Here is a 23,502-nt window from a genome sequence, read left to right as displayed (position 1 = left end):
TCCGTGGCGTTCGTCACGGGGTGAGGTGACCCGTCATGGAGTTGACGCCGTGCGTCACGGGGATGACGCGGTCTGTCACGAAGTGGGGCGGGGGCTGTCATGAAGTGACTCCACTCGTCACGGAGTGTGACGGGCGGAGTCACCCCTGGCGGGCGGCATCGGCCCCCGTGGTCCCGATCTCCGTGGCACCGGCCCCCGTGCCCACCGCCCGGTGGCGCCGGACGTGCAGATCGCCCAGTCCCTGCCGGGTGGCGACCAGCAGCACCCGGTCCTGTGGCCGCAGGACATAGCCGTCGCCGAGCTCGTGCACCAGACGTGCCGGCTCGCGCTCCGCGTCGGGCTGCGGCGCGGCGGCAGCGTCGTCCGTCTCCGGGTCGTCGGGTGCGGAGGTGTCGACCGCCAGCACCCGCAGCCGCCCCGGCCGCAGCACCTCGGCGACCGTACGGCCCTCCAGCGCCTGATGGCCGCGTACCTCGAACCGGGCGACCAGCAGCACCCGGCGCTCGACGGGGATGGCGCCGAGGATCTGGCGGCCCATCATGGCGCCGGCGAAGGCGGGCGCGGCCAGGTAGGTGACGCTCCGGCTGCGGGTCAGCGCCCGCGGATGCGCGGCGCGCAGAGTCCGGTAGACGGCGGTGGCGAAGCGGTCGTCGAACAGCCGCAGGGTCACCCGCAGCCGCGGCTTGACCGAGCGGGCGTAGAGGGCGGCCTCCAGGTTGGTGGTGTCCTCGCTGGTCAGGGCGAGCAGAGTGGCCGCGCGCTCGATCATCGCGGCTTCCAGGACACCTTCTTGGGTGACATCACCCAACACGGTGGGCACCCGCAGGCGGCGGGCCAGCGCGATGCCCCGCGCCTCCGGGTCTCCTTCGATGCACACCACGGGGATACCCATCTCGTGCAGCCGCGCCAGCACCCGGGTGCCGACCTTGCCGAGGCCGAGCAGCACCACGTGGCCCGACAGGCCGCGTGGCGGGCGGCGCAGTGCCGAGGCGCTGCGGAAGGTGCCGAGCCCCTCGAACGCCGCCGCGACCAGCACCGGCAGCAGCAACAGCCCGGTCAGCCCGGACAGCAGCTGCAGCACCTTGCGGGGCGTCGGGTCATGGATCGCCGGGTCGTTGATCGCGAAGAGGTCCAGCAGCGAGAGGTAGGCGGCGTGCACCGGGTCCTCACCGGTGGTCAGCCAGCCGGCGACGGCCAGCGCCAGCACCGCCCCGACGACCCCGGCCAGCGACCAGCGCAGCCGCCGGGAGAAGAGCGAGGCGAGCGGTGCGCCCCGGCCGCGCAGTCCGCGGGGCCGCACCGGCCGCCCCGTATAGGAGACGGTCTCCAGGACGACGGTTCCGCAGCCGACGGCGGCCGAGGCCGCGGCGTCGTCCGGCAGGAGTACGGGGCCCTCGTGTCCTGCCGCCGAACTCGGTGCGTCCTCGGGGTCGTTGGCGGAGGGGGAGAGCAGCGCCAGGGTGCACAGCCCCGGGTTGCCGGGCCGGCCCGGCGGCACCGGCGTGCGCTCCACGGCGCGCAGCAGCAGCCCGTCCGCCTCGATGACCTTGCTGGTCCCGGCGACCGCGGCGGCCGCGAGCGCGGGGGCCACGGTGTCGGCGTCGGACAGCACGGTCGTGGAGGCATCGACGGCCTCCGCGTCCCCGGCGTCGTCGGAGCCCAGGGCGGCGACCGCCGCCGCCTGGTCCAGCAACTCCTCCAGATGCTGGCCGAGTTTGCGGTTGTAGAGGCGGATGACCAGCCGCAGCCGCGGGTTGAGCCGACGGGCCCGCAGCGCGGCGTGGATGTTGAGCTCATCGTCGTCGTAGACCAGCGCCAGGGCGTCCGCCCCGGCGACACCGGCCGCGGCCAGCGCCGCATCGTCCGGCTGGGCCGCCTCCAGGAGCCGTACGGTCTCCTCCTGCGCCTCCGCGCCGTCGTCAAAGCCCTCGGACGGCAGCGGTGTCGTACGCGTCATCGCCGCCGACATCCGGCCCAGCAGCGCGGTCGCGCGGTCCAGCGCTCTGGCCGGCGGCGGGATGCGGGGCCGGTGCGGCTCCCGGGCGGTGGGGACGACGAGTGTCACCCGTTCGCCGTAGACGTCCCGGAGTTCGGCGGCGAGCCGATGCGCCAGCGCATCGTCGCCGCAGACCACCATGTGCGGGGTGCAGTGGCCCTGTTGGGGCTGGAGAGGCAGGTTGGGCACACCTCGTAGCGTGCCTTACGCGCGGCGCGCGGCGCAGCCCGGCGCGAGAGGCGGTCGCGCGGACGGCGCGGATCCGCATCCGACCACGGCCCACCGCGCCCCCTACCAGGAGCGCCATTACGGCTACGGTTGTACCGGACCACGGTGCGCCCAGCGCCCCTGCTGCCGCGCCCGGTCCTGTCACGAGCCGTGGCTCCGTGTCGCCGGTACTGGGAGAAGAAAGTAGTGAGCAGGGTGTTTGTGCAGGTCAGCGCGCTAGTACAGGGCACGGGGTAATCAGCATGCACATCGTCATCATGGGGTGCGGGCGCGTGGGCTCCGCGCTTGCGCAGACCCTGGAGAGCCAGGGTCACACCATCGCCGTGGTGGACCAGGACCCGACGGCGTTCCGTCGCCTGGGTTCGTCCTTCGGCGGCCGCCGGGTGACCGGCGTCGGCTTCGACCAGGACACCCTGCGCGAGGCCGGCATCGAAGAGGCAGGCGCGTTCGCGGCCGTCTCCAGCGGTGACAACTCCAACATCATCGCCGCCCGGGTGGCCCGTGAGATGTTCGGTGTCGAGAATGTCGCGGCCCGTATCTACGACCCGCGCCGCGCCGAGGTCTACCAGCGCCTGGGCATCCCGACCGTCGCCACCGTCCGCTGGACGGCCGACCAGATGCTGCGCCGGCTGCTGCCCTCGGGTGCCGAGCCGCTGTGGCGGGACCCCAGCGGCGGTGTCCAGCTCGCGGAGGTGCACACCTCCCCCTCCTGGGTCGGCCACAAGATCAGCACCCTCCAGGAGGAGACCGGCGTCCGCGTCGCCTTCCTCACCCGGCTGGGCGAGGCGATTCTGCCGACCTCGCAGACCGTGCTGCAGGAAGGCGATCTGGTGCACGTCATGATGCGCACCGACGAGGTCGAGAAGGTGGAGGCGGCATTCGCCACGGGTCCTGAGGGGGCGCACGCATGAGGGTCGCGATCGCAGGCGCGGGCGCGGTGGGCCGTTCCATCGCGGGCGAGCTGCTGGAGAACGGGCACGAGATCCTGCTCATCGACAAGGCGCCGACCGCCATCTCGGTCGAGCGGGTGCCGCTGGCGGAGTGGCTGCTGGCCGACGCCTGCGAGATCACCTCGCTGGACGAGGCGGCGCTGCAGCGCTGCAACGTCGTCATCGCGGCGACCGGCGACGACAAGGTGAACCTCGTCGTGTCGCTGCTCGCCAAGACGGAGTACGGCGTGCCGCGGGTGGTCGCCCGGGCCAACAACCCGAAGAACGAGTGGCTGTTCAACGAGTCCTGGGGCGTCGATGTCGCGGTCTCCACGCCGCGTCTGATGTCGGCCCTGGTCGAGGAGGCGGTGAGCGTCGGCGATCTCGTCCGGCTGCTGCGCTTCAGCCACGGTGACGCCAACCTCGTCGAGCTGACGCTGCCCCCGGAGGCCGCGCTGGCCGGCACCCGGGTCGGCGATGTGGAGTGGCCCGAGGACACCTCGCTGGTGACGATCATCCGCGGTACGCGGGTGCTCACGCCCAACAAGGAGGACGCGCTGGAGGCGGGCGACGAGCTGCTGTTCGTCGCGGCCCAGTCGCGCGAGGAGCAGCTGGAGGATCTGCTGTCGGTGCGGCGCGAGGACGCGTAGCACCGGCCGGTGGTCCATCCGGTGCCTGCCCCGGCGGACGGCCGCCGGGGCAGGCACCACCCGTTGTGGAAACGCCCGGGGCCCGGGAACCAAACGGTTCCCGGGCCCCGGGCGCAGGTGTGTGCGGCGTCGGCCGCGCGTGGCGTCAGCGGCGGTGGCGGGCCCGGCGCGGCGGCTCGTCGGCGGCGTCCGCCGCCGCCTCGGCCGCAACCTCGGACGCCATCCCCTGGTAGAGGTCGTCGGCGACCCCGTCCAGCACCTCGCGCTCGCCGCGGCGCCGCTCCTCCGCCTCCTTTTCGGCCTGCTCCTTGGCCTCCATCTCGGCGAAGACGTCGATCGGCGGCGGAGCCTTCGCCAGGAAGACCCAGGTGAGGTAGACGGCTAGCAGGAAGGGCGGGATCTTCAGCGCGATCAGGATCCAGCCGAGCTGGGCGGTGTCCGCCCACCAGTACAGCGGGAAGAGGATCGCGCACTTCGCGAAGAGGATCAGCCCCCAGGCCCAGCTGGCCTTGGCGTACGCCTTCTTGCGTCCCGGGTTGCGGGTGCGCCAGGAAAGGTTCTCCTTGAACACCGGCCCCAGGATCAGCCCGATCAGCGGGACGCCCGCGACCGTGGTGATCATGTACGCGAGGGCCAGTCCGAGGGTGTAGAGCATCCCCGGCAGGTAGAAGTCCTTGGCGTTGCCCGTCATCATCGCGAAGACCACGCCGAAGGCCACCCCGAAGACGCCGCTGAAGGCGTGCTTGACGGTGTCCTTGCGGATCAGGCGGACCGCGCCCAGCACCAGCGAGACGGCCAGCGCGGCGATCGCCGAGACGTGCAGATCCTTGTTGATGGTGAAGATCGTGACGAACAGCAGGCCGGGGACCACGGTCTCCACCATGCCGCGTACGCCGCCGAACGCCTCGAACAGCGCCGCCTCGGTCACCTGCCTGTTGTCGGCGTCTGTTCGGTCGCCCGGATCGGGCGAGGGGCCTGCGGGGGCGTCAGGGCCGCCCTCCGCGTCAGTGGTCGGTCGGTCGTGAGACGTCACCGGCTACTCCTGTCCGAGCGGTCGGAGTTCGTACTTCGGATTGAAGAGCACCCGGCGTCCGTGGCTCAGGGAGACCCGGCCCGAGGCGATGAGCTTGCGGCCCGGCTCGATCCCGACGATGGAGCGGCGGCCGAGCCACACCACGTCGAGCGCCGCGGAGCCGTCGAACAGCTCCGCCTCCAGCGCGGGCACACCGGCGCGCGGCCGCAGCGTCACATGCCGCAGGGTGCCGGTGACCTTCACTATCTGCCGGTCGTCACAGTCGCAGATACGGGTGCACCCCGCGTCCTGCGCATCCTGCTGCAGCTCGGCGGACTGCAGCTCCTCCTCGGAGGAGGACAGCCTGTCGAGCAGCCGGCGGAAGCGTCCGGCCGGCTTCTCGGAACGGGTCCCAGCACTCATAACCCCAGCGTACCGGTGGCCGGGTCCGCAGATCACGGTCCGCACCCGGACTTCGTACCCGCCTCACAAAGCGTGGCCCCGCCAAGGGGCCCCGGGCGCGGTCACGTCCCGCCGCCTCACTGCTCGAAGCGGTACCCCATCCCCGGCTCCGTGATGAAGTGCTTCGGGTGCGAGGGATCACTCTCCAGCTTGCGGCGGAGCTGGGCCATGTACACCCGCAGGTAGTTGGTCTCGGTGCCGTACGAGGGCCCCCAGACCTCCTGGAGCAGCTGTTTCTGGCTGACCAGCCGGCCGGCGTTGCGAACCAGGACCTCCAGCAGATGCCACTCGGTGGGGGTCAGCCGGATGTCGCGGCCGCCGCGGTTGACCTTCTTCGCAGCGAGGTCGACGGAGAAACCTTCCGTCTCCACGATCACCTCGTCGTCGGCAGGCCCCGTCGGCTCGGCCCTGCGCACCGCCGCCCGCAGCCGGGCCAGCAGTTCGTCCATGCCGAACGGCTTGGTGACGTAGTCGTCCGCGCCGGCGTCCAACGCCTCCACCTTCTCGTCGGAGGTCTGCCGCGCGGAGAGCACCAGGATCGGCACCCGCGTCCAGCCCCGCAGCCCCTTGATCACCTCAACGCCGTCCATATCGGGCAGACCGAGGTCGAGGACGATGACATCGGGGTGGCGGGCGGCCGCGAGCCGGAGCGCGGTGGCCCCGTCGGGGGCGGCGTCGACCTCGTATTTGCGCGCCTTCAGGTTGATCACGAGGGCGCGGACGATCTGCGGCTCGTCATCGACCACAAGCACCCGGTTCACTGGCGTTCTCCTCGTGGTGTCGTCGGCCGGCGGGGCGGGCCCGCCGGGTGGGTGGTGAGGGTGGTCCGTTCGGCCCGGCTCATGTCGTGGCCTGGGCCGGAAGATCGGGCCTGGACGGCGGCCGGCCGGGCGCGGCACGGAGCGTGAGGACCATCGTCATCCCGCCTCCGGGGGTGTCCTCGGCGGCGAGCGTGCCGCCCATCGCCTCCGCGAAACCGCGCGCCACGGCCAGTCCGAGGCCCACGCCGGCACCGCGCGGAGCGTCACCGTAGCGCTGGAAGGGTTCGAAGATCCGGTCCTTGGCGCTGTCCGGCACCCCGGGGCCGCGGTCGGCGATCCGCAGCTCCACGCGGTCGCCGAGCGCGCTGGCCGAGACCAGTACCTGCGTCCCGTCCGGGCTGTATTTCACGGCGTTCTCCACCAGGTTGGCGACCGAGCGCTCCAGCAGCCCCGGGTCGACGGCGACGATCGGCAGCTCCTCGGGGATGTCGAGGGTGACGCTGCCCTCCGGGACGCCGCCGAGCGCCATCGGCACCACCTCGTCGAGGTCGATCTCGCGGAACAGTGGGGTGACCGTGCCGGTCTGCAGGCGGGACATGTCCAGGAGGTTGCCGACCAGGTGGTCGAGCCGGTCGGCGCCCGCCTCGATGCCGGCCAGCAGCTCCGCCTCGTCCTCCTGGGACCAGGCGACGTCGTCGGAGCGCAGGGAGGTGACCGAGGCCTTGATGCTCGCCAGCGGGGTCCGCAGATCGTGGCTGACCGCGGCCAGCAGCGCCGTCCTGATGCGGTTGCCCTCGGCCAGCTCCCTGGCCCGCTCCGCCTCGCCCACCAGCCGCTGCCGGTCCAGTACGACGGCGGCCTGGGCGGCGAACGCGGCCAGCACCCGGCGGTCCTCGGCGGGCAGCACCCGGCCGGTCAGCGCCAGCGCCATGTGGTCGCCCACGGGCATGTCGACATCCGCGTCCTCGGGGCGTATCAGCGGCCTGCCGTGATCGCTTCCGGCGCGGCCCGCGCAGGTCCACGGCTCGACGTCGCCGGCCCGCTCCAGCAGCGCCACCGTCTCCATGCCGAAGGTCTCCCGTACCCGCTCCAGCAGGGCGTCCAGGGTCGTCTCCCCGCGCAGCACACTGCCCGCGAGGAACGACAGGATCTCCGACTCGGCACGCAGCCGGGCCGCCTGGTGGGTGCGGCGGGCGGCGAGGTCCACCACGGAGGCGACCGAGACGGCCACCGCGAAGAAGACCACGATGGCGACGAGGTTCTTGGGATCGCTGACCGTGAGGGTGTGGGTGGGCGGCGTGAAGTAGAAGTTCAGCAGCAGCGAGCCGACCGCGGCCGACGCCAGGGCCGGCAGCTGCCCGCCGAGCAGCGCGGCGACGACCGTCAGGAAGAGGAAGAGCAGGACGTCGTTGGCCAGCCCGGGGCCGTTCGCCATGCCGGTCAGCAGCAGCGAGAGCAGGGCCGGCCCGGCGACGCCGACGAGCCAGCCGGCGATGATCCGGGTGCGCCCCAGCCGCGCACCGCGCGCCACCGGCAGCCCCCGGCCCTTGGCGACCTCGTCGTGGGTGACGATGTGCACATCGAGATCGGGCCCGGATTCGCGGGCGACGGTCGCCCCCACCCCCGGCCCGAAGATGTACTGCCAGGCCTTGCGGCGGCTGGAGCCCAGCACGATCTGGGTGGCGTTGACCCCGCGCGCGAACTCCAGCAGCGCGCTGGGTATGTCGTCCCCGATGACGTGATGAAACGTGCCGCCCAAGTCCTCCACCAGCGTCCGCTGGACGGCGAGTTCCTTGGGCGAGGCCGAGGTCAGCCCGTCGCTGCGGGCGATGTAGACGGCCAGCACCTCGCTGCCCGACCCCTTGGCCGCCATCCGCGCCGCGCGGCGGATCAGCGTACGGCCCTCAGGACCGCCGGTCAGTCCGACGACGATGCGCTCCCGCGCCTGCCAGGTGGAGCGGATCGAGTGCTCCGCCCGGTACTCCTGCAGGTACTCGTCCACCCGGTCGGCGACCCACAGCAGCGCCAGCTCGCGCAGTGCGGTGAGGTTGCCCGGACGGAAGTAGTTGGACAGGGCGGCGTCCACCTTGTCGGGCTGGTAGATGTTGCCGTGCGCCATACGACGGCGGATCGCCTGGGGCGACATGTCGACAAGCTCGATCTGGTCGGCCCTGCGGACGATCTCGTCCGGCACGGTCTCGCGCTGCCGCACGCCCGTTATCGACTCGACGACATCCCCGAGTGACTCCAGATGCTGGATGTTGACGGTCGAGATCACATCGATCCCGGCTTCCAGCAGCTCCTCGACGTCCTGCCAGCGCTTGCCGTGGCGCGAGCCGGGGACGTTGGTGTGGGCCAGCTCGTCGACCAGCGCCACGGCCGGACCGCGTTCCAGGACCGCGTCCACGTCCATTTCGGTGAAGACCGTGCCGCGGTACTCCAGCTCCCGGCGCTGCAACTGCTCCAGCCCGTGCAGCATGACCTCGGTGCGGGGCCTGCCGTGATGTTCCACGAACGCCACGACGGCGTCCGTGCCCCGCTCCACGCGCCGGTGCGCCTCGGACAGCATCGCGTACGTCTTGCCGACGCCCGGTGCCGCGCCGAGATATATCCGTAGCTTGCCGCGTGCCATGGCCCCATTGTCTTACGTGAAAGCCGCCCCCACCGGGCTGAACCTGCTGCGACCCTACCGACCGGACAACTGGACAAAGAGGGCAGTCGGCCACTTGGCGGCCGGTCTTGACGCGACTCTGATACAGCGGGCGGGAGGAGCGGGCGGCCGGGATTCATGAGGGTGGGCGGGCCTTCGGGTGGGTGGGCTCTGGGGCGGAGGGGCCTTCGTATGGGCCGGGCCTTCGAGTGGACGCCTGCGGGCGGCGGTGCCGGAGCAGTGCCGGAGCGGCCGGGCGGGGACGGCGGAGCCGGGGCCGGGACGGCGCGGACACCCCGTACGGCTTCGACGCCCCGGAAGGCCCGGCCGCCTCCATGACACCGGCCGGCCCCTCGGGGCACCAGCCCAACCACCCTTCCCTGACGCCTCACTGACAGGACGGACGCGGAAGGAGCCGGAAGGAGGCGGCCCATGGCCGGAAAAATGCCCTCGCCGGGCCACCCGCCGACTGCGACGATGACCCATATGACCGAGGCACAGCCGACGACGCCCCGCAGGACCGAGGTCCGTCTCGCCCACACCGCCGACCTGGGCCCCGCCACCCTGAAGGCGGCCCGCACCCTCCTCTACGACGTCTTCGACGACATGACCGCGGAGGACTGGGAGCACGCACTCGGCGGTCTGCACGCCCTGGTCTTCGAAGACGGCGCGCTGATCGGGCACGCGTCCGTGGTCCAGCGACGCCTGCTGCACGACGGCCGGGCACTGCGCTGCGGCTATGTGGAGGGGGTCGGCATCCGCGCGGACCGGCGCGGACGCGGACACGGCGCGGCCATGATGGACGCCCTGGAGCGGGTCATCCGCAGCGGCTACGACCTCGGCGCGCTCGGCGCCGCCGACGAGGCCGCGTCCTTCTACGCCGCCCGGGGCTGGCAGCTGTGGCGCGGCCGGTCCTGGACCCTCACCCCGGACGGCATCCGGCGCACCCCCGACGAGGACGGCTGCATCCACGTCCTCCCCGCCCCGGCCACCCCCCTCAACCTCGACACCGACCTCGCCTGCGACTGGCGCGACGGTGACGTCTGGTGAGGCGCGACGCACGCGCCCGTGCGCTCAGGCCCCGGCCCGGCCCTCCACCAGGTCCTTGAGCGCGATGTTCAACTCCAGTACGTTCACCCGCGGTTCCCCCATGAAGCCGAGGATGCGGGTGTCGGTGTGGCGGGTGACCAGCTGCCGCACCGTGCTGCCGGGCAGGTGGTTCTCCTTGGCCACCCGGTCCGCCTGCAACTGGGCGTACGCGGGCGAGATGTCCGGGTCGAGTCCGGAGCCCGACGAGGTGACGGCGTCCGCCGGGACCTTCGACCCGGGGACCCCGTACGTCTCGGAGACCCACTGCTTGCGCTCCTTCACCGCCTTGATGAGGTCGGTGTTGGTGGCGCCCAGGTTGGAGGCGCCGGAAACCTGGAGGTCGTATTGGGTGTTGATGCCGTTGGCCCGGTTGCTGCCCAGGCCCGCCGAGGGGCGCGGCTGGAAGAACTTCAGGTCCGGGACCGGGTTGCCGTTCTTGTCCTTGCCCTTGTCGTAGCGCTGGCCGATCAGCGACGAACCGACGACCTTGCCGTGGGAGCTCACCTCGGACCCGTTGGCCCTGCCGGGGAACGCCGCCTGCGCCACGCCAGTGACCACCAGCGGGTAGATGACGCCGCAGATCACGGTCAGGACGAGCAGGGCGCGCAGGCCGGCCCCGATCAACCGGGCGGTGTTGCGTACGGAGTTGTTCACGGCGGTCACCCGATTCCGGGGAGGAGAGTGAGGAGCAGGTCGATGAGCTTGATGCCGATGAACGGTGCGATCAGACCGCCCAGCCCGTAGACGGCGAGGTTGCGGCGCAGCATCCGGTCGGCGCTGACCGGCCGGTACTGCACGCCCTTGAGGGCGAGGGGCACCAGCGCGACGATGATCAGCGCGTTGAAGATGATCGCCGAGAGGATCGCAGACTGGGGGCTGGACAGCCGCATGATGTTGAGGGTGTCCAGGCCGGGGTAGGCCACGGCGAACATCGCCGGGATGATCGCGAAGTACTTCGCGACGTCGTTGGCGATCGAAAAGGTCGTCAGCGCCCCCCGGGTGATCAGCAACTGCTTGCCGATCTCGACGATCTCGATGAGCTTGGTCGGGTTGGAGTCCAGGTCCACCATGTTCCCGGCCTCCTTGGCGGCCGAGGTGCCGGTGTTCATGGCCACTCCGACGTCCGCCTGTGCCAGCGCGGGGGCGTCGTTGGTGCCGTCGCCGGTCATCGCGACGAGCTTGCCACCGGCCTGCTCCCGCTTGATGAGGGCCATCTTGTCCTCGGGCGTGGCCTCCGCGAGGAAGTCGTCCACGCCGGCCTCATCGGCGATGGCCTTGGCCGTCAGCGGGTTGTCACCCGTGATCATGACGGTCTTGATGCCCATCTTGCGCAGCTCGGTGAAGCGTTCGCGCATCCCTTCCTTGACCACGTCCTTGAGGTGGATGACTCCCAGGACGCGGGGGCCGCTCTCGTCCTCCAGGGCGACCAGCAGCGGGGTGCCGCCGGCCTGCGAGATGGCGTCGGTGAGCTGCTGCGCGTCCTCGGCGACGCTGCCGCCGCGTTCCTCGACCCAGGCGATGACCGAACCTGACGCGCCCTTACGGACCTTGCGCCCGTCGGTGTCCACACCCGACATCCGGGTCTGGGCGGTGAAGGGAACCCACTCGGCGTCGGCCAGCTCCCCCTGGTGCCGCTCGCGCAGTCCGTACTTCTCCTTGGCGAGCACGACGATGGAGCGCCCCTCGGGGGTCTCGTCGGCCAGCGAGGACAGCTGGGCGGCGTCCGCGACCTCGGCCTCGGTGGTGCCGCGGACGGGGACGAACTCGGCGGCCCGGCGGTTGCCGAGGGTGATGGTGCCGGTCTTGTCGAGCAGCAATGTCGATACATCGCCCGCGGCTTCGACGGCGCGCCCTGACATGGCCAGGACGTTGCGCTGCACCAGCCGGTCCATACCGGCGATGCCGATGGCCGAGAGCAGTGCGCCGATGGTCGTCGGGATGAGGCAGACCAGGAGCGCCAGCAGGACGATCATGGTCTGTTCGGCGCCCGCGTAGATCGCGAAGGGCTGGAGGGTGACGACCGCCAGCAGGAAGACGATGGTGAGCGAGGCGAGCAGGATGTTGAGCGCGATCTCGTTGGGGGTCTTCTGCCGTGCGGCCCCCTCGACGAGGTTGATCATCCGGTCGATGAAGGTCTCGCCGGGCTTCGTCGTGATCTTGATGACGATGCGGTCGGAGAGCACCTTGGTGCCGCCTGTCACGGCGGAGCGGTCACCGCCCGACTCACGGATGACCGGAGCCGACTCACCCGTGATGGCGGACTCGTCGACGGATGCCACCCCTTCGACGACATCGCCGTCACCGGGAATGACGTCCCCCGACTCGCACACGACGCGGTCGCCGATGCGCAGTTCGGTGCCGGGCACCTGCTCCTCGCCGCTGCCGCTCAGCCGGCGTGCCACGGTGTCGGTCTTGGCCTTGCGCAGGGTGTCGGCCTGCGCCTTGCCGCGGCCCTCGGCGACCGCCTCGGCCAGGTTGGCGAAGAGCACGGTCAGCCACAGCCAGACGGCGATCGCCCAGCCGAACCAGTCGGAGGGGGCGGTGCAGGCGAAGATCGTGGTCAGCACGGAGCCGACCTCGACCACGAACATCACGGGGGACTTGACCATCACCCGTGGGTCGAGTTTGCGCAGCGCGTCCGGCAGGGACGTGAGCAGTTGCCTTGGATCGAAGAGACCGCCGCCCACACGGCCGTCGCCGGGCTGATGCCCGCTGGGGACGTCCTGGTGCGGAGCGCGGGTCGGAGTGGCGGTGGACATGGAGCCGGGCTCCTCCGGTTTCACAGGGACGGTCATGACAACCCCTCCGCCAGCGGCCCGAGGGCCAGCGCCGGGAAGTAGGTCAGACCGGTGATGATCAGGATCGTGCCGACGAGCAGCCCGGCGAACAGCGGCTTCTCGGTACGGAGGGTGCCCGCGGTCTCCGGGACCGGCTTCTGCTCGGCGAGCGAGCCGGCCAGAGCGAGCACGAACACCATCGGCAGGAAGCGGCCGAGCAGCATCGCCAGGCCGATCGTGGTGTTGTACCAGGGCGTGTTGGCGTTCAGTCCGCCGAAGGCCGAACCGTTGTTGTTGGCGCCCGAGGTGAAGGCGTACAGCACCTCGGAGAAGCCGTGCGAACCGGCACCCAGCGCCTTGGTGTTGAGCATCGAGCCCAGCGCGTCCGGCAGCACCATCGAGACGGCGGTGAAGCCGAGCACCAGCGTCGGGGTGATGAGGATGTAGCAGGCGGCGAGCTTGATCTCGCGGGTGCCGATCTTCTTGCCGAGGTATTCGGGCGTGCGGCCCACCATCAGCCCGGCGATGAAGACCGCGATGATCGCCATGACCAGCATGCCGTAGAGCCCGGATCCGACCCCGCCGGGGGCGATCTCGCCCAGCATCATGCCGAGCAGCTGGATGCCGCCGCCGAAGGCCGTGAAGGAGGAGTGGAAGGAGTCCACCGCGCCGGTGGAGGTGAGGGTGGTGGCCACCGAGAAGATCGAGGAGCCGCCGATGCCGAAGCGGGTCTCCTTGCCTTCCATGGCGGCGCCCGCGGCCTGCAGGGCCGGGCCGCCGTGGGCGAACTCGCTCCACATCATCAGCGCCGTGAAGCCGAGCCAGATGATGCCCATCGTGGCGAGGACGGCGTACCCCTGCTTCACGTTCCCGACCAGCTTGCCGAAGGTGCGGGTGAGCGCGAAGGGGATGACCAGGATCAGGAAGACCTCGAAGAGGTTGGTGAAGGCGTCGGGGTTCTCGAAGGGGTGGGCGGAGTTGGCGTTGAAGTAACCGCCCCCGTTGGTGCCCAGTTCCTTGATGACCTCCTGGGAGGCGACCGCGCCACCGTTGGTCTGCTGGGAGCCGCCCATGAACTGGCCGACCTCATGGATGCCCGAGAAATTCTGGACGGCACCACAGGCGACCAGGACGAGGGCGCCGAGGACCGCGATCGGCACGAGCACCCGTACGGTGCCGCGGACCAGGTCGGCCCAGAAGTTGCCGAGCTCGCCGGTGCGGGACCTGGCGAAGCCGCGGACCAGCGCGATGGCGACGGCCATGCCGGTGGCGGCGGAGACGAAGTTCTGCACGGCGAGACCGGCGGTCTGTACGACGTGGCCCATCGCCTGTTCGCCGCTGTAGGACTGCCAGTTGGTGTTGGCGACGAAGGACGCCGCGGTGTTGAACGCCTGGTCCGGGCTGATCGACGCGAAGCCGAGGGACAGCGGCATACCGCCCTGGACCCGCTGCAGCAGGTAGAGGAAGAGCACCCCCACCGCGGAGAACGCCAGGACGCCGCGCAGATAGGCCGGCCAGCGCATCTGGGTGTCCGCATCGGCGCCTATGCAGCGGTAGACGGCCTTCTCGATGCGGAGGTGCTTGGGGGACGTGTAGACGGCGGCCATGTGGTCGCCGAGGGGGCGGTACGCCAGGGCCAGCGCCGCGATGAGCGCTGTCAGCTGGAGCACGCCCGCGAGAACGGGGCTCATGTGGCCCGCTGCGGCGGCAGCAGTCGACACCTCAGAACCTCTCCGGGAAGACGAGGGCGAGGACCAGGTAGCCGAGCAGGGCGACGGCCACGACCAGGCCGACGATGTTCTCCGCGGTCACAGCTTCGCCACCCCCTTGGCGACGAGAGCCACCAGCGCGAAGACCGCGATCGTGACGACGACGAAGGCCACATCGGCCATCGTGTGCTCCTAGTGAACGGGGCGGACAGGACCCCTAGAGCAAAGCGCCGTTCCGGCCGCCTGTGACCGCTGTTGACGGCTCCCTTACGGCCATTGGCGTTCCCTTGACGACTTTCCTACGCATCGCGACCTGACCTGCACAAACAAAGCGGGCCCGCACCCCCCGAAGGGGAGTACGGGCCCTTGAGACCGTCACGATCCAGCCGTTACCGGGGCGCACTCACGCCGCCCGGCCGCCGGAGGTGTCAGCGGATCTCGGTGATCTCCGGTCCACGCTCCAGACGCTCCACACCACCGCCGAAGCGCGACTGCTCGACCTGGTCCTGCTGCACACCGTCCGGCACCATCTGGGCGTCGTCGGGCAGCTTCAGGACGATCGGATCGCGGGGGGCCATCGGGCCCTCGCCGCGGATGACGACGGTGTCCCGGAAGATGTGTTCCAGCACGCCGGCGGCCTGCGGCTGCACCGCGCCCTGGCCGGAGATCACACCGCGCAGGAACCACCGGGGCCCGTCGACACCGATGAAGCGCACGACCTGCACACCGTTCGTGCCGTCCGGCAGCTGTACGGGTACCTGGGCACGCAGCTCCCAGCCCAGCGGGCCCTCGACCTCGTCGATGACGCCGCCCTGCTGGGTGATGCCGGCCGCGATCTCCTCGCGGACCTCGCCCCAGATGCCCTCGTTCTTGGGGGCGGCGAAGGCCTGCAGCTGTACGGCGCTGTCCTGCAGCACCACGGTCGCGGCGACGATGGCGTCACCAGCGACCTCCACCCGGAGCTCCATGCCCTCGACACCCGGCACGAACAGCCCGCCGAGGTCCACCCGGCCCTCGCCGGGCTCGGAGACCTCCGACACGTCCCAGGGACCGTCGGGGCGCGGCGCGGGCGGAAGATTGAGCCGCTGCTGCGGCGCCTCGTCCTCGTCGGCGTCGCTCACCGCGTGCTCGTCGAGCGTGGTGTCCTCGACCGACTCTTCAGGAGCCTCGTTCTTCTTGCGACGTCCGAACACGTCACTGTCCTTCCCGGTCGGCACCGACCGATGCGTATTCATTCCCGCCCGTGGAGCCGCCCACCGCCGCATGACCGCCGGTGGAACCGAATCCCCCCTCGGCCCGCGCCGAGCCGGGAAGTTCCGCCACCTCGTGGAAGCGCACCTTCTCGACCTGCTGGACGACCAGTTGGGCGATCCGGTCGAACCTCTCGAACCGCACGCTCTCGCGCGGGTCCAGATTGACCACGATCACCTTGATCTCTCCACGGTACCCGGCATCCACCGTCCCGGGGGCATTCACCAGCGCCAGGCCGCAGCGCGCGGCCAGTCCGGACCGCGGGTGCACAAAGGCCGCATACCCGTCGGGCAGCGCGATCGACACCCCGGTGGGCAGCACGGTGCGCTCCCCCGGCGCCAGCTCGGCGGCCTCGGTCGTCACCAGGTCCACGCCCGCGTCGCCGGGATGCCCGTACGCCGGAACGGGCACGTCCGGATCCAGCCGCCGCAGCAGTACGTCCACCGGATTCCGTCCCTGACTCATGGGTTCACCTCGAAGGCACGTGCTCGCTTGGCCTGGTCCGGGTCGGACATCGCCGCCTGGATCTCCTCGGCCCTGCCGTTGTCGATGAAGTGGTCGACCTTCACCTCGATGAAGACGGCCTCGGCGCGCACCGCGACGGGACCGTCCGGACCGCCTATGCGCCCCACGGCCGTCGAGTAGATCTTGCGCCCGTGCACCGCGGTGACCCGCGCGTCCAGGTGCAGCACCGTGCCCAGCGGCACGGGCCGTACGAAATCGGTCTCCAGCCGGCCGGTCACCGCGATCACCCGCAGCAGCCAGTTCAGCGAGCCCAGGGTCTCGTCCAGCGCGGTGGCCAGTACCCCGCCGTGCGCCAGCCCCGGCGCACCCTGGTGGGCCTCCTTGACGGTGAACTCGGCGGACACGCTCACGCCGTCGCCGGCCCGCGCCTCCAGATGCAGGCCGTGCGACTGGCCCGTGCCGCAGCCGAAGCACCGGTCGTAGTGCGCGCCGAGGAGTTCTCCGGGTGCCGGCGCGTCGGCATGCCGGACCGGAGCGACGGCGTCCGCCGGTGGCGTCAGCCGCGCCCTGGGTTCGTCAGTTCCACTCACGAGGTCAGACCCTACCCGCGCGCGTAACGGGCCCGCGCCGCCGTGCCAAGCTGGAGCCATGCAGCCGTACGAAGAACGCCTCACCGCGCCCCGGTCCTGGTGGGTGATCGCCGCAATGGTCGGCGTCGCCTGCGCCCTGATGCTGCTCCCCCTGGGGACGCTGTGGATGCTCGGCGGACTGATCGGCGGAGCGGCGCTGTCCGCGGTGGCGGTGAGCTCGTACGGCTCGGCACGGATCCGGGTGGTGGGCGGCGCCCTGATCGCCGGCGACGCGAAGATCCCGGTGACCGCACTGGGCGAGGCGCGGGCGCTGGACGCGGACGAGGCGCTGGCGTGGCGTACGCACAAGGCCGATGCCCGCGCGTTCATGCTGCTGCGCGGCTACATCCGTACCGCGGTGCGGGTGGAGATCACCGATCCGCAGGACCCGACGCCGTACGCCTACCTCTCGACGCGGACACCGGAGCGCCTGGTGGCGGCGCTGGCGGCCGGACAGGCCTGACCGGCCCGGCAGGGTGACCGGCGCGCGGGGGTGCGGGTCAGCCGTCCGGTGCGGGCGGGGTTTCCCCGGCCGCCCGTTCGCCGCCCGCGGGGGCATCCGGCGCGGAGGGGGGCAGGGCATCCCAGGGGACCTGCTTCGTGCGCAGGTCCTTACGGATTTTTTCCGCAAGCTTTCTGGTGTCCCTGCGGTTCATGAACGCGCCGACGGAGGCGCCGATCATGAACGGGGTGAGGTTGGGGAGGTTGCGCAGCGTGCGCTTCATGATCTGCTGGCGCAGCTCACGCCTCATCTGCACACCGAGGGCGATGTTCAGCGAGGCCGGTTTGGTCAGGTCGACGCCCCGCTCCTCCGTCCAGGACGTCAGATAGGCCATCCCGCGCTGCCGGAAATTCCCGGCGGGCCGCAGGCCGTAGACCTCGTGGAGCTCGGCGATCAGTTTGATCTCGACCGAGGCGACGCCGGTGACCTCGGCGGCCAGCTCGGCCGGCATGGCGGGCGGTACGGGCAGCATCGCTGCCGCGCCGACGCTCGCTCCGACGGCCCCGGTGGCGGTGCAGGCGCCTGCGACCAGCTTGTCGGCCAGGTCCTCGGGGGTCATTCCGGGGAACTGGGCGCGCAGGGTGGCAAGGTCACGGACCGGGATCCGCGGGGCGGTCTCGATGATCCGGTCGGCGATCACGGCGAGCCCGGCCCGTACCCTGCCGCCGGTTCTTCCGGCGCCACGGCCGACCATGGCCGCCAGCGAGGCCGTGCGGCCTCTCCCCCGCTCTCGGCTCTGCTCGAGCGGGAGGTGCCCCCACTGCGGTGGACGGGTCGTCCGCTCCGCGGGAAGGGCGCTCGGGTCGGCGGGCACGGGCGCGGTTTCCTCGCGTGATCGTGCGCCGGCCGCCGAGCCTTCGACGCCCTTGGAGCCCTTGCGGAACGGGTTCACGCCTGCCACGGCGTAGACCGGACTCAGGCCGCGCAGTCGCGGCAGATCGGGTTGCCGTTCTTGTCCTCCGCGGCCAGCTGGCTGCGGTGGTGGACCAGGAAGCAGCTCATGCACGTGAACTCGTCCTGCTGCTTGGGCAGCACGCGCACGGCCAGTTCTTCGTTGGACAGGTCCGCGCCGGGCAGCTCCAGGCCCTCAGCCTGCTCGAACTCGTCGACGTCGACGGCCGAGGCGGACTTGTCGTTCCGCCGCGACTTCAGCTCTTCAATGCTGTCCTCGTTGAGGTCGTCGTCGGTCTTGCGTGGGGTGTCGTAATCCGTAGCCATTTTCGCTCTCCCCCTCTGGGTGTCTGCGGTGTCTCAGCGCTCGTAACGCGTGAGAGGCCGGACTTGTGCCCGACCTGAGGCGGAGATTTTGCCTCACATCAAGGTCTGTTACTCAATCGACACCCAACCGCACCCCTGAAGAAGTGATCGGTTTGGATGGCGATCAGGACCGTACACGGTCCGAATGTCGCACCTCGCGCAGCCCATCACCTCTACTTCCCGTGATCTCACCCCCCGGAAACCCGGACTTCCCCGGCATTCCGACAGGCTTTTTGATCACAGAGCGTAGATGGCCGGAAAATCGCGTCTGTGAGGCATCACACACACGCAGACCGGCGGGCGGACCGGTTCAATTCCGCGCAAAGCGAACTCGGCGAAGGATCCACGCCGACCCCCCTTGTCGTCAAACCGGCAGGCGAGGCGGTGTACGGCCGCGAGACGGGCGATCGTACGCACAGATGTCCGATGACTGCCCAGGGGGGTGCAGAGCGGCTCCAGCGGGCGTACAACCCCCCTGCGGCCTGCATCAGAGAGGCAGCATGACCCTCATGACCAGGCCGCCGTTCTCGCGGGGCTGGGCCGTGATCGTGCCGTCGTGCGCGCGCACCACCGAGCGCACGATGGACAGCCCCAGCCCGACCCCCTTGTCGCTACCGGTGCGCTCGGTACGCAACCGCCGGAACGGCTCGAAAAGGTTCTCCACCTCATAGGCAGGCACCACCGGACCCGTATTGGACACCACCAGCACCGCACACCCCGGCTGCGACTCGGTGGTCACCTCCACCCAGCCCCCCTCCGGCACGTTGTAGCGCACCGCGTTCTGCACCAGATTCAACGCAATCCGCTCCAGAAGCACCCCGTTGCCCTGCACGAACACCTGCCCGCGCACCCCCCGCAACTCCACCCCCTTGCCCTGCGCCTCCTCACGGCTCTGCTCCACCGCCTGCGAAGCCACCTCCGACAAGTCGACCGGCTTCTTGTCCACGACCTTGTTCTCACTACGCGCCAGCAGCAACAGCCCCTCCACCAACTGCTCACTGCGCTCATTGGTCGCCAGCAGCGTCTTGCCCAGCTGCGCCAGCTCCGGCGACGCCCCCGGATCCGCCAGCTGCACCTCCAGCAACGTCCGGTTGATCGCCAACGGCGTCCGCAACTCGTGCGAAGCATTCGACACGAACCGCCGCTGCGACTCGAACGCCCGGTCCAACCGGTCCAGCATCTCGTCAAAGGTGTCCGCAAGCTCCTTCAGCTCGTCATCCGGACCCCCCAGCTCAATCCGCCGGTGCAGATCCGAACCCGCCACCCGCTGAGCCGTCCGCGTAATCCGACCCAACGGCGACAACACCCGCCCCGCCATCGCATAACCGAAAGCGAACGCCACCACCGTCAGACCCAGCAACGCCAGCAGGGAGCGGTTGAGGAGGCTGTTGAGGGCGACCGCGCGCTGGTGCTGCAGACACTGTTCGACGGCCTGCTGGAGCAGCTGCCCGGACGTCTCGGTGGGCAGGTCGCAGATGTCACTGGTCGACTGGAACTTCCCGCCGAGGATCTTCAGCGGCAGCGCACTGCCGTCGTGCAGCGCGTCCGCGGCCAGCATGTAGATGATCGTCAGCAGCACGATGCCGGCCATCAGGAACATGCCGCCGTACAGCAGCGTCAGCCGTATCCGGATCGTGGGCCGCAGCCACGGGAAGGGACGCACATCGACCGGCCTGGGGTCCCAGGTCGGCTTGGGCGGAACGGGCGGCGGCGGATTGGCCGCCTTGGAGAACGAGGGCAGGGAAGGCATCGCCGGTCAGATCCGGTATCCCGAGCCGGGGACCGTGACGATCACCGCGGGCTCGCCGAGCTTGCGGCGCAGCGTCATGACCGTGACCCGCACGACGTTGGTGAACGGGTCGGTGTTCTCGTCCCAGGCCTTCTCCAGAAGCTGCTCCGCCGAGACGACCGTGCCCTCGCTGCGCATCAGGACCTCCAGCACTGCGAACTCCTTCGGGGCGAGCTGGACCTCCTTGCCGTCGCGGAAGACCTCGCGGCGGTTGGGGTCGAGCTTGATGCCGGCCCGCTCCAGGACGGGCGGCAGCGCGACGGTCGTGCGGCGCCCCAGAGCGCGGACCCGGGCGGTCAGCTCGGTGAAGGCGAAGGGCTTGGGAAGGTAGTCGTCCGCGCCGATCTCCAGGCCCTCGACGCGGTCGCTGACGTCGCCGGAGGCGGTGAGCATCAGGACCCGGGTGGGCATCCCCAGCTCGACGATCTTGCGGCAGACATCGTCGCCGTGAACGACCGGAAGGTCACGGTCCAGCACGACGACGTCATAGTCGTTGACCGCGATCCGTTCCAGGGCGGCAGCGCCGTCGTAGACCACGTCGACCGCCATGGCCTCCCGGCGTAGTCCGGTGGCCACCGCATCGGCGAGCAGCTGCTCGTCCTCGACGACGAGAACACGCACGTCGCTAGTCCTTCCTCAGGGCCCTTTCGGGCAGGCACAACAATGTCTTGAGAGCTCTTCCATCCTGCCCCGAAGAGCCATAAACCGGCGGTAAGGGGGGTGCGCAGGGGCGGAGGCCCCCGGGGCGGCACCCGATGGACATGATTCCCGGGCGGGTTGAGGTTTCCCTGAGGTGAGGGGTGGGGAGGACGACTGCACACCCGCGATCACGCCCTGTTTATTTCGGCTACTTGCCTTGAACTGATCCATCGCAGGGACCACGCCGTGATCGAACCGCCCGTCGGCACACCCCCGTGCCCACCGACCCACGACGAGGGGGCGCAATGGACGCGTTCACCGCAGGCATTTTGCAGCGCATAGAGAACACCGAAGCTGATCTGGACCGGGCCCGCGCTGCGGGCGATGACTTCCTCGCCGAGGTCGAGCAGGCAGAACTCGAGGACCTGCAGCGACTGGCGACCGAGCACGGCGTGCGGTACGGAGCGGTCAGCAACGCCTGACCTCTCCCCGGCGTACGACGAGAGCGCCCCGGCATCCAGGGGATGGTGCCGGGGCGCTGTCGTGCCCGGACGCGGGTCCAGCGGGTCCGGTCAGTCGTGCCAGGCGCCGAGCTCCTCCAGGAGCGGCTGCAGCCGCTCGAAGAGGGCCGGGGAGGCGGCGACGGTCAGCTCGTGGGAGGCCTCCCGGCCGGGACGGCCACCGGTGAGCGCGCCGGCCTCACGGGCGATCAGGGCACCGGCCGCCAGGTCCCAGGGGTTCAGACCGCGCTCGTAGTAGGCGTCGAGCCGGCCGCAGGCCACATCGCACAGGTCGATCGCGGCCGAGCCGCCGCGCCTGATGTCGCGGACCTGCGGCAGCAGCGTGCGCACCACCTCCGCCTGGCCGGCCCGGCGCTCGGCGAGGTAGCCGAACCCGGTACCGACGAGGGCCTGGGAGAGCGGCGGGGCGGGCCGGTGGCGGATGCGCTCGCCCTTGTTGAACGCGCCACGGCCCACGACGGCCTGGTAGGTCTCGCCGCGCATCGGGGCGGCGACGACCCCGACGACCACCTCGCCGTCCTTCTCCGCCGCGATGGACACCGACCAGGACGGCAGCCCGTAGAGGTAGTTCACGGTGCCGTCGACGGGGTCGATGACCCAGCGGATGCCGCTGGTGCCGTCGGTGCTGGCGCCCTCCTCCCCCAGGAATCCGTCGTCGGGGCGGTGCTCCCCGAGGAAGCCGGTGATCAGCTTCTCGGAGGCGAGATCCATCTCGGTGACGACGTCGATGGGGCTGGACTTGGTGGCGGCCACACCGAGGTCGGCGGGCCGGCCGTCGCGCAGCAGCGCCCCCGCGCGGCGGGCGGCCTCCAGGGCCAGGTCGAGAAGTTCGTCGTACAGCGCGTCGCTCTGCGCCGGGTCGGTCTGCGCCGGGGTGGTCTCTCGGGCGTCGGGGTGCAGCGGATCGGGCACGATGCTCCTTGCTCGGACGAGCGGTGATCGGGGCGTGGGCGTAGGCGTGAGGGCTTGTGCGGGGGCGTGGGGGGCTTATGCGGGGGCCTGAGCGGCAGGGCCGCGCCAGTCGGCGCCGGCGGCGGCCGGGCGCGGTGCGCGCGCGGGGCAGCAGCCGACGGGGCACAGGTCGTGGCCGGCGCCGAGGGCGCCCAGGGCACAGCGCTCCGGGGTGGCGCCCCGTTCGGCGGCCGCGCGCTCCAGGAGGAGGTCGCGGACGGCGGCCGCGAACCGCGGGTCGGCGCCCACCGTCGCCGACCTGGCGACCGGAAGCCCCAGCTCGGCGGCCTTGGCGGTGGCTTCGGTGTCGAGGTCGTACTTGACCTCCATGTGGTCGGAGACGAAACCGATGGGAGCCATCACGACGGCCGGGACGCCTGCGGCGTGCCGCTCCTCCAGGTGATCGCAGATGTCCGGCTCCAGCCAGGGGATGTGCGGGGCCCCGCTGCGGGACTGGTAGACGAGCCGCCAGGGGTGGTCCACACCGGTCTCCGCCCGGACGGCGTCCGCGATCACCCGCGCCACGTCCAGGTGCTGGGCGACATAGGCGCCGCCCGTGCCGTCCTGTGTGTGGTCGTCGGGCGTGCCGGAGGTGTCGGCCGCCGCGGTGGGGATGGAGTGCGTGGTGAAGGCGAGGTGGGCGCCGTCCCGCACCTCCTGAGGCAGGGCCGCGAGGGAGGCCAGCACGCCGTCGACCATCGGCCGGACGAAGCCGGGGTGGTTGAAGTAGTGCCGCAGCTTGTCGACCCGGGGCAGCTCCAGGCCCTCGGCCTGCAGGGCGGCGAGGGCGTCGGCAAGGTTCTCGCGGTACTGCCGGCAGCCCGAGTACGAGGCGTAGGCGCTGGTCGCCAGGACGGCGATACGGCGGTGGCCGTCGTGGACCATGGTGCGCAGGGTGTCGGTCAGGTAGGGCGCCCAGTTGCGGTTGCCCCAGTAGACGGGCAGGTCCAGGCCGTGCTCGGCGAAGTCCTTGCGCAGTGCGTCCAGCAGTTCCCGGTTCTGGGCGTTGATGGGGCTGACGCCGCCGAACAGGAAGTAGTGCTGCCCCACCTCCTTCAGTCGCTCGCGGGGGATGCCGCGGCCGCGGGTGACGTTCTCCAGGAACGGGACGACGTCATCGGGGCCTTCGGGACCGCCGAAGGACAGCAGCAGCAGGGCGTCATAAGGGCGGGGATCGCACTGTTCGGGCATGCCATCGATCCTGCCACCCTTCCCATGGGTGCGGCGGACTGGTC

At 70.9% G+C, this 23,502-nt stretch carries 23 protein-coding genes; 5 read left to right on the top strand and 18 right to left on the bottom strand.

Translation table 11 applies throughout. The features are described 5' to 3' along the window. Positions 1-139 precede the first annotated feature (139 nt). Positions 140-2,137 (bottom strand): NAD-binding protein, encoded by a 1,998-nt coding sequence (locus tag ABR737_RS34180; RefSeq protein ID WP_350257037.1) that lies wholly within the window; start codon positions 2,135-2,137, stop codon positions 140-142. A gap of 329 nt (positions 2,138-2,466) precedes the next feature. On the opposite strand from ABR737_RS34180, the gene ABR737_RS34175 reads away from it, so the two are divergent. Next, a complete protein-coding gene (locus ABR737_RS34175) occupies positions 2,467-3,135 on the top strand; it encodes a potassium channel family protein (RefSeq protein WP_086721044.1) in 669 nt (222 codons plus the stop codon). Further along, on the top strand, positions 3,132-3,803 hold the full coding sequence (locus tag ABR737_RS34170) for a potassium channel family protein (RefSeq protein WP_350254827.1): 672 nt from the start codon (positions 3,132-3,134) through the stop codon (positions 3,801-3,803). The genes ABR737_RS34175 and ABR737_RS34170 overlap by 4 nt, the downstream gene beginning before the upstream one ends. 145 nt (positions 3,804-3,948) lie before the next feature. On the opposite strand, the gene ABR737_RS34165 is transcribed toward ABR737_RS34170, so the two are convergent. The 4 genes from ABR737_RS34165 to ABR737_RS34150 form a co-directional block, all read right to left on the bottom strand. Continuing rightward, positions 3,949-4,836 (bottom strand): DUF3159 domain-containing protein, encoded by an 888-nt coding sequence (locus ABR737_RS34165; RefSeq protein WP_502964424.1) that lies wholly within the window; start codon positions 4,834-4,836, stop codon positions 3,949-3,951. A 3-nt stretch (positions 4,837-4,839) separates the two neighbouring features. Beyond that, positions 4,840-5,238, bottom strand: a complete 399-nt coding sequence (locus ABR737_RS34160; protein ID WP_030088861.1) for an OB-fold nucleic acid binding domain-containing protein — start codon at positions 5,236-5,238, stop codon at positions 4,840-4,842. Positions 5,239-5,354: 116 nt separating this feature from the next. Then, positions 5,355-6,038, bottom strand: a complete 684-nt coding sequence (locus tag ABR737_RS34155; protein ID WP_350254826.1) for a response regulator — start codon at positions 6,036-6,038, stop codon at positions 5,355-5,357. Between the two features lie 79 nt (positions 6,039-6,117). Continuing rightward, positions 6,118-8,670, bottom strand: a complete 2,553-nt coding sequence (locus ABR737_RS34150; protein WP_350254824.1) for an ATP-binding protein — start codon at positions 8,668-8,670, stop codon at positions 6,118-6,120. A 495-nt stretch (positions 8,671-9,165) separates the two neighbouring features. On the opposite strand from ABR737_RS34150, the gene ABR737_RS34145 reads away from it, so the two are divergent. Then, positions 9,166-9,738 carry a GNAT family N-acetyltransferase gene (locus ABR737_RS34145; RefSeq protein WP_502964527.1) on the top strand — a complete coding sequence of 191 codons (573 nt, stop codon included), beginning with the start codon at positions 9,166-9,168 and terminating at the stop codon, positions 9,736-9,738. Between the two features lie 24 nt (positions 9,739-9,762). Here ABR737_RS34145 and kdpC read toward each other — a convergent pair whose 3' ends face one another. From kdpC to ABR737_RS34110, 7 genes are all read right to left on the bottom strand, one after another. Further along, positions 9,763-10,431 carry a potassium-transporting ATPase subunit KdpC gene (gene kdpC / locus ABR737_RS34140; RefSeq protein ID WP_502964423.1) on the bottom strand — a complete coding sequence of 223 codons (669 nt, stop codon included), beginning with the start codon at positions 10,429-10,431 and terminating at the stop codon, positions 9,763-9,765. Between the two features lie 5 nt (positions 10,432-10,436). Beyond that, the gene (gene kdpB / locus ABR737_RS34135) at positions 10,437-12,536 is read right to left on the bottom strand and encodes a potassium-transporting ATPase subunit KdpB (RefSeq protein ID WP_350254820.1); all 2,100 of its coding nucleotides are present in this window, start codon (positions 12,534-12,536) and stop codon (positions 10,437-10,439) included. Positions 12,537-12,568: 32 nt separating this feature from the next. Then, positions 12,569-14,245, bottom strand: a complete 1,677-nt coding sequence (gene kdpA / locus ABR737_RS34130; RefSeq protein ID WP_350257034.1) for a potassium-transporting ATPase subunit KdpA — start codon at positions 14,243-14,245, stop codon at positions 12,569-12,571. 31 nt (positions 14,246-14,276) lie between these two features. After that, a complete protein-coding gene (kdpF, locus tag ABR737_RS34125; protein WP_033264828.1) occupies positions 14,277-14,366 on the bottom strand; it encodes a K(+)-transporting ATPase subunit F in 90 nt (29 codons plus the stop codon). Positions 14,367-14,691: 325 nt separating this feature from the next. After that, entirely contained in the window at positions 14,692-15,456 is a 765-nt protein-coding gene (locus ABR737_RS34120) for a DUF3710 domain-containing protein (RefSeq protein WP_350254819.1), read from the bottom strand. A gap of 1 nt (position 15,457) precedes the next feature. After that, complete coding sequence (dut, locus tag ABR737_RS34115) at positions 15,458-15,979, bottom strand: dUTP diphosphatase (protein WP_088800457.1); 522 nt, start codon at positions 15,977-15,979, stop codon at positions 15,458-15,460. Beyond that, entirely contained in the window at positions 15,976-16,569 is a 594-nt protein-coding gene (locus ABR737_RS34110; protein WP_350254817.1) for a PaaI family thioesterase, read from the bottom strand. Before ABR737_RS34110 ends, dut begins: the two co-directional genes overlap by 4 nt. A gap of 58 nt (positions 16,570-16,627) precedes the next feature. Here ABR737_RS34110 and ABR737_RS34105 point away from each other — a divergent pair, with 58 nt between their 5' ends. Then, on the top strand, positions 16,628-17,071 hold the full coding sequence (locus tag ABR737_RS34105) for a DUF3093 domain-containing protein (protein ID WP_350254815.1): 444 nt from the start codon (positions 16,628-16,630) through the stop codon (positions 17,069-17,071). Between the two features lie 37 nt (positions 17,072-17,108). On the opposite strand, the gene ABR737_RS34100 is transcribed toward ABR737_RS34105, so the two are convergent. The 4 genes from ABR737_RS34100 to ABR737_RS34085 form a co-directional block, all read right to left on the bottom strand. Then, a complete protein-coding gene (locus tag ABR737_RS34100; RefSeq protein WP_350257033.1) occupies positions 17,109-17,924 on the bottom strand; it encodes a hypothetical protein in 816 nt (271 codons plus the stop codon). 101 nt (positions 17,925-18,025) lie between these two features. Next, positions 18,026-18,328, bottom strand: coding sequence for a DUF4193 domain-containing protein (locus tag ABR737_RS34095; protein ID WP_016575747.1), 303 nt, complete (start codon positions 18,326-18,328; stop codon positions 18,026-18,028). Positions 18,329-18,854: 526 nt separating this feature from the next. Then, positions 18,855-20,117 (bottom strand): sensor histidine kinase, encoded by a 1,263-nt coding sequence (locus ABR737_RS34090; RefSeq protein WP_350254813.1) that lies wholly within the window; start codon positions 20,115-20,117, stop codon positions 18,855-18,857. Positions 20,118-20,123: 6 nt separating this feature from the next. Then, positions 20,124-20,777: a response regulator transcription factor gene (locus tag ABR737_RS34085; protein ID WP_006602630.1), complete on the bottom strand. Its 654-nt coding sequence runs from the start codon at positions 20,775-20,777 to the stop codon at positions 20,124-20,126. 323 nt (positions 20,778-21,100) lie between these two features. On the opposite strand from ABR737_RS34085, the gene ABR737_RS34080 reads away from it, so the two are divergent. Further along, positions 21,101-21,277 carry a hypothetical protein gene (locus tag ABR737_RS34080; protein WP_006602631.1) on the top strand — a complete coding sequence of 59 codons (177 nt, stop codon included), beginning with the start codon at positions 21,101-21,103 and terminating at the stop codon, positions 21,275-21,277. 90 nt (positions 21,278-21,367) lie between these two features. On the opposite strand, the gene ABR737_RS34075 is transcribed toward ABR737_RS34080, so the two are convergent. Together ABR737_RS34075 and ABR737_RS34070 are read right to left on the bottom strand one after the other, a co-directional pair. Continuing rightward, the gene (locus ABR737_RS34075) at positions 21,368-22,216 is read right to left on the bottom strand and encodes an inositol monophosphatase family protein (RefSeq protein ID WP_502964526.1); all 849 of its coding nucleotides are present in this window, start codon (positions 22,214-22,216) and stop codon (positions 21,368-21,370) included. An 87-nt stretch (positions 22,217-22,303) separates the two neighbouring features. Beyond that, the gene (locus ABR737_RS34070) at positions 22,304-23,458 is read right to left on the bottom strand and encodes a ferrochelatase (protein ID WP_350254810.1); all 1,155 of its coding nucleotides are present in this window, start codon (positions 23,456-23,458) and stop codon (positions 22,304-22,306) included. Positions 23,459-23,502 lie beyond the last annotated feature (44 nt).

Origin of the sequence: Streptomyces sp. Edi2 (assembly GCF_040253635.1) — a bacterium.
GTDB lineage: Bacteria > Actinomycetota > Actinomycetes > Streptomycetales > Streptomycetaceae > Streptomyces.
The sequence above is the reverse complement of the archived record's forward strand: the minus strand, read 5'-3'. Positions and strand labels throughout refer to the sequence as shown.

What these genes read in the sequence shown, in the direction of transcription:
- kdpB (WP_350254820.1), bottom strand. Translation starts at nt 12,536, where the DNA reads ATGTCCACCGCCACTCCGACCCGCGCTCCGCACCAGGACGTCCCCAGC.
- ABR737_RS34080 (WP_006602631.1), top strand. Translation starts at nt 21,101, where the DNA reads ATGGACGCGTTCACCGCAGGCATTTTGCAGCGCATAGAGAACACCGAA.
- kdpA (WP_350257034.1), bottom strand. Translation starts at nt 14,245, where the DNA reads ATGAGCCCCGTTCTCGCGGGCGTGCTCCAGCTGACAGCGCTCATCGCG.
- ABR737_RS34145 (WP_502964527.1), top strand. Translation starts at nt 9,166, where the DNA reads ATGACCCATATGACCGAGGCACAGCCGACGACGCCCCGCAGGACCGAG.
- ABR737_RS34170 (WP_350254827.1), top strand. Translation starts at nt 3,132, where the DNA reads ATGAGGGTCGCGATCGCAGGCGCGGGCGCGGTGGGCCGTTCCATCGCG.
- ABR737_RS34095 (WP_016575747.1), bottom strand. Translation starts at nt 18,328, where the DNA reads ATGGCTACGGATTACGACACCCCACGCAAGACCGACGACGACCTCAAC.
- dut (WP_088800457.1), bottom strand. Translation starts at nt 15,979, where the DNA reads ATGAGTCAGGGACGGAATCCGGTGGACGTACTGCTGCGGCGGCTGGAT.
- ABR737_RS34090 (WP_350254813.1), bottom strand. Translation starts at nt 20,117, where the DNA reads ATGCCTTCCCTGCCCTCGTTCTCCAAGGCGGCCAATCCGCCGCCGCCC.
- ABR737_RS34180 (WP_350257037.1), bottom strand. Translation starts at nt 2,137, where the DNA reads ATGGTGGTCTGCGGCGACGATGCGCTGGCGCATCGGCTCGCCGCCGAA.
- ABR737_RS34175 (WP_086721044.1), top strand. Translation starts at nt 2,467, where the DNA reads ATGCACATCGTCATCATGGGGTGCGGGCGCGTGGGCTCCGCGCTTGCG.
- ABR737_RS34070 (WP_350254810.1), bottom strand. Translation starts at nt 23,458, where the DNA reads ATGCCCGAACAGTGCGATCCCCGCCCTTATGACGCCCTGCTGCTGCTG.
- ABR737_RS34105 (WP_350254815.1), top strand. Translation starts at nt 16,628, where the DNA reads ATGCAGCCGTACGAAGAACGCCTCACCGCGCCCCGGTCCTGGTGGGTG.
- ABR737_RS34160 (WP_030088861.1), bottom strand. Translation starts at nt 5,238, where the DNA reads ATGAGTGCTGGGACCCGTTCCGAGAAGCCGGCCGGACGCTTCCGCCGG.
- ABR737_RS34150 (WP_350254824.1), bottom strand. Translation starts at nt 8,670, where the DNA reads ATGGCACGCGGCAAGCTACGGATATATCTCGGCGCGGCACCGGGCGTC.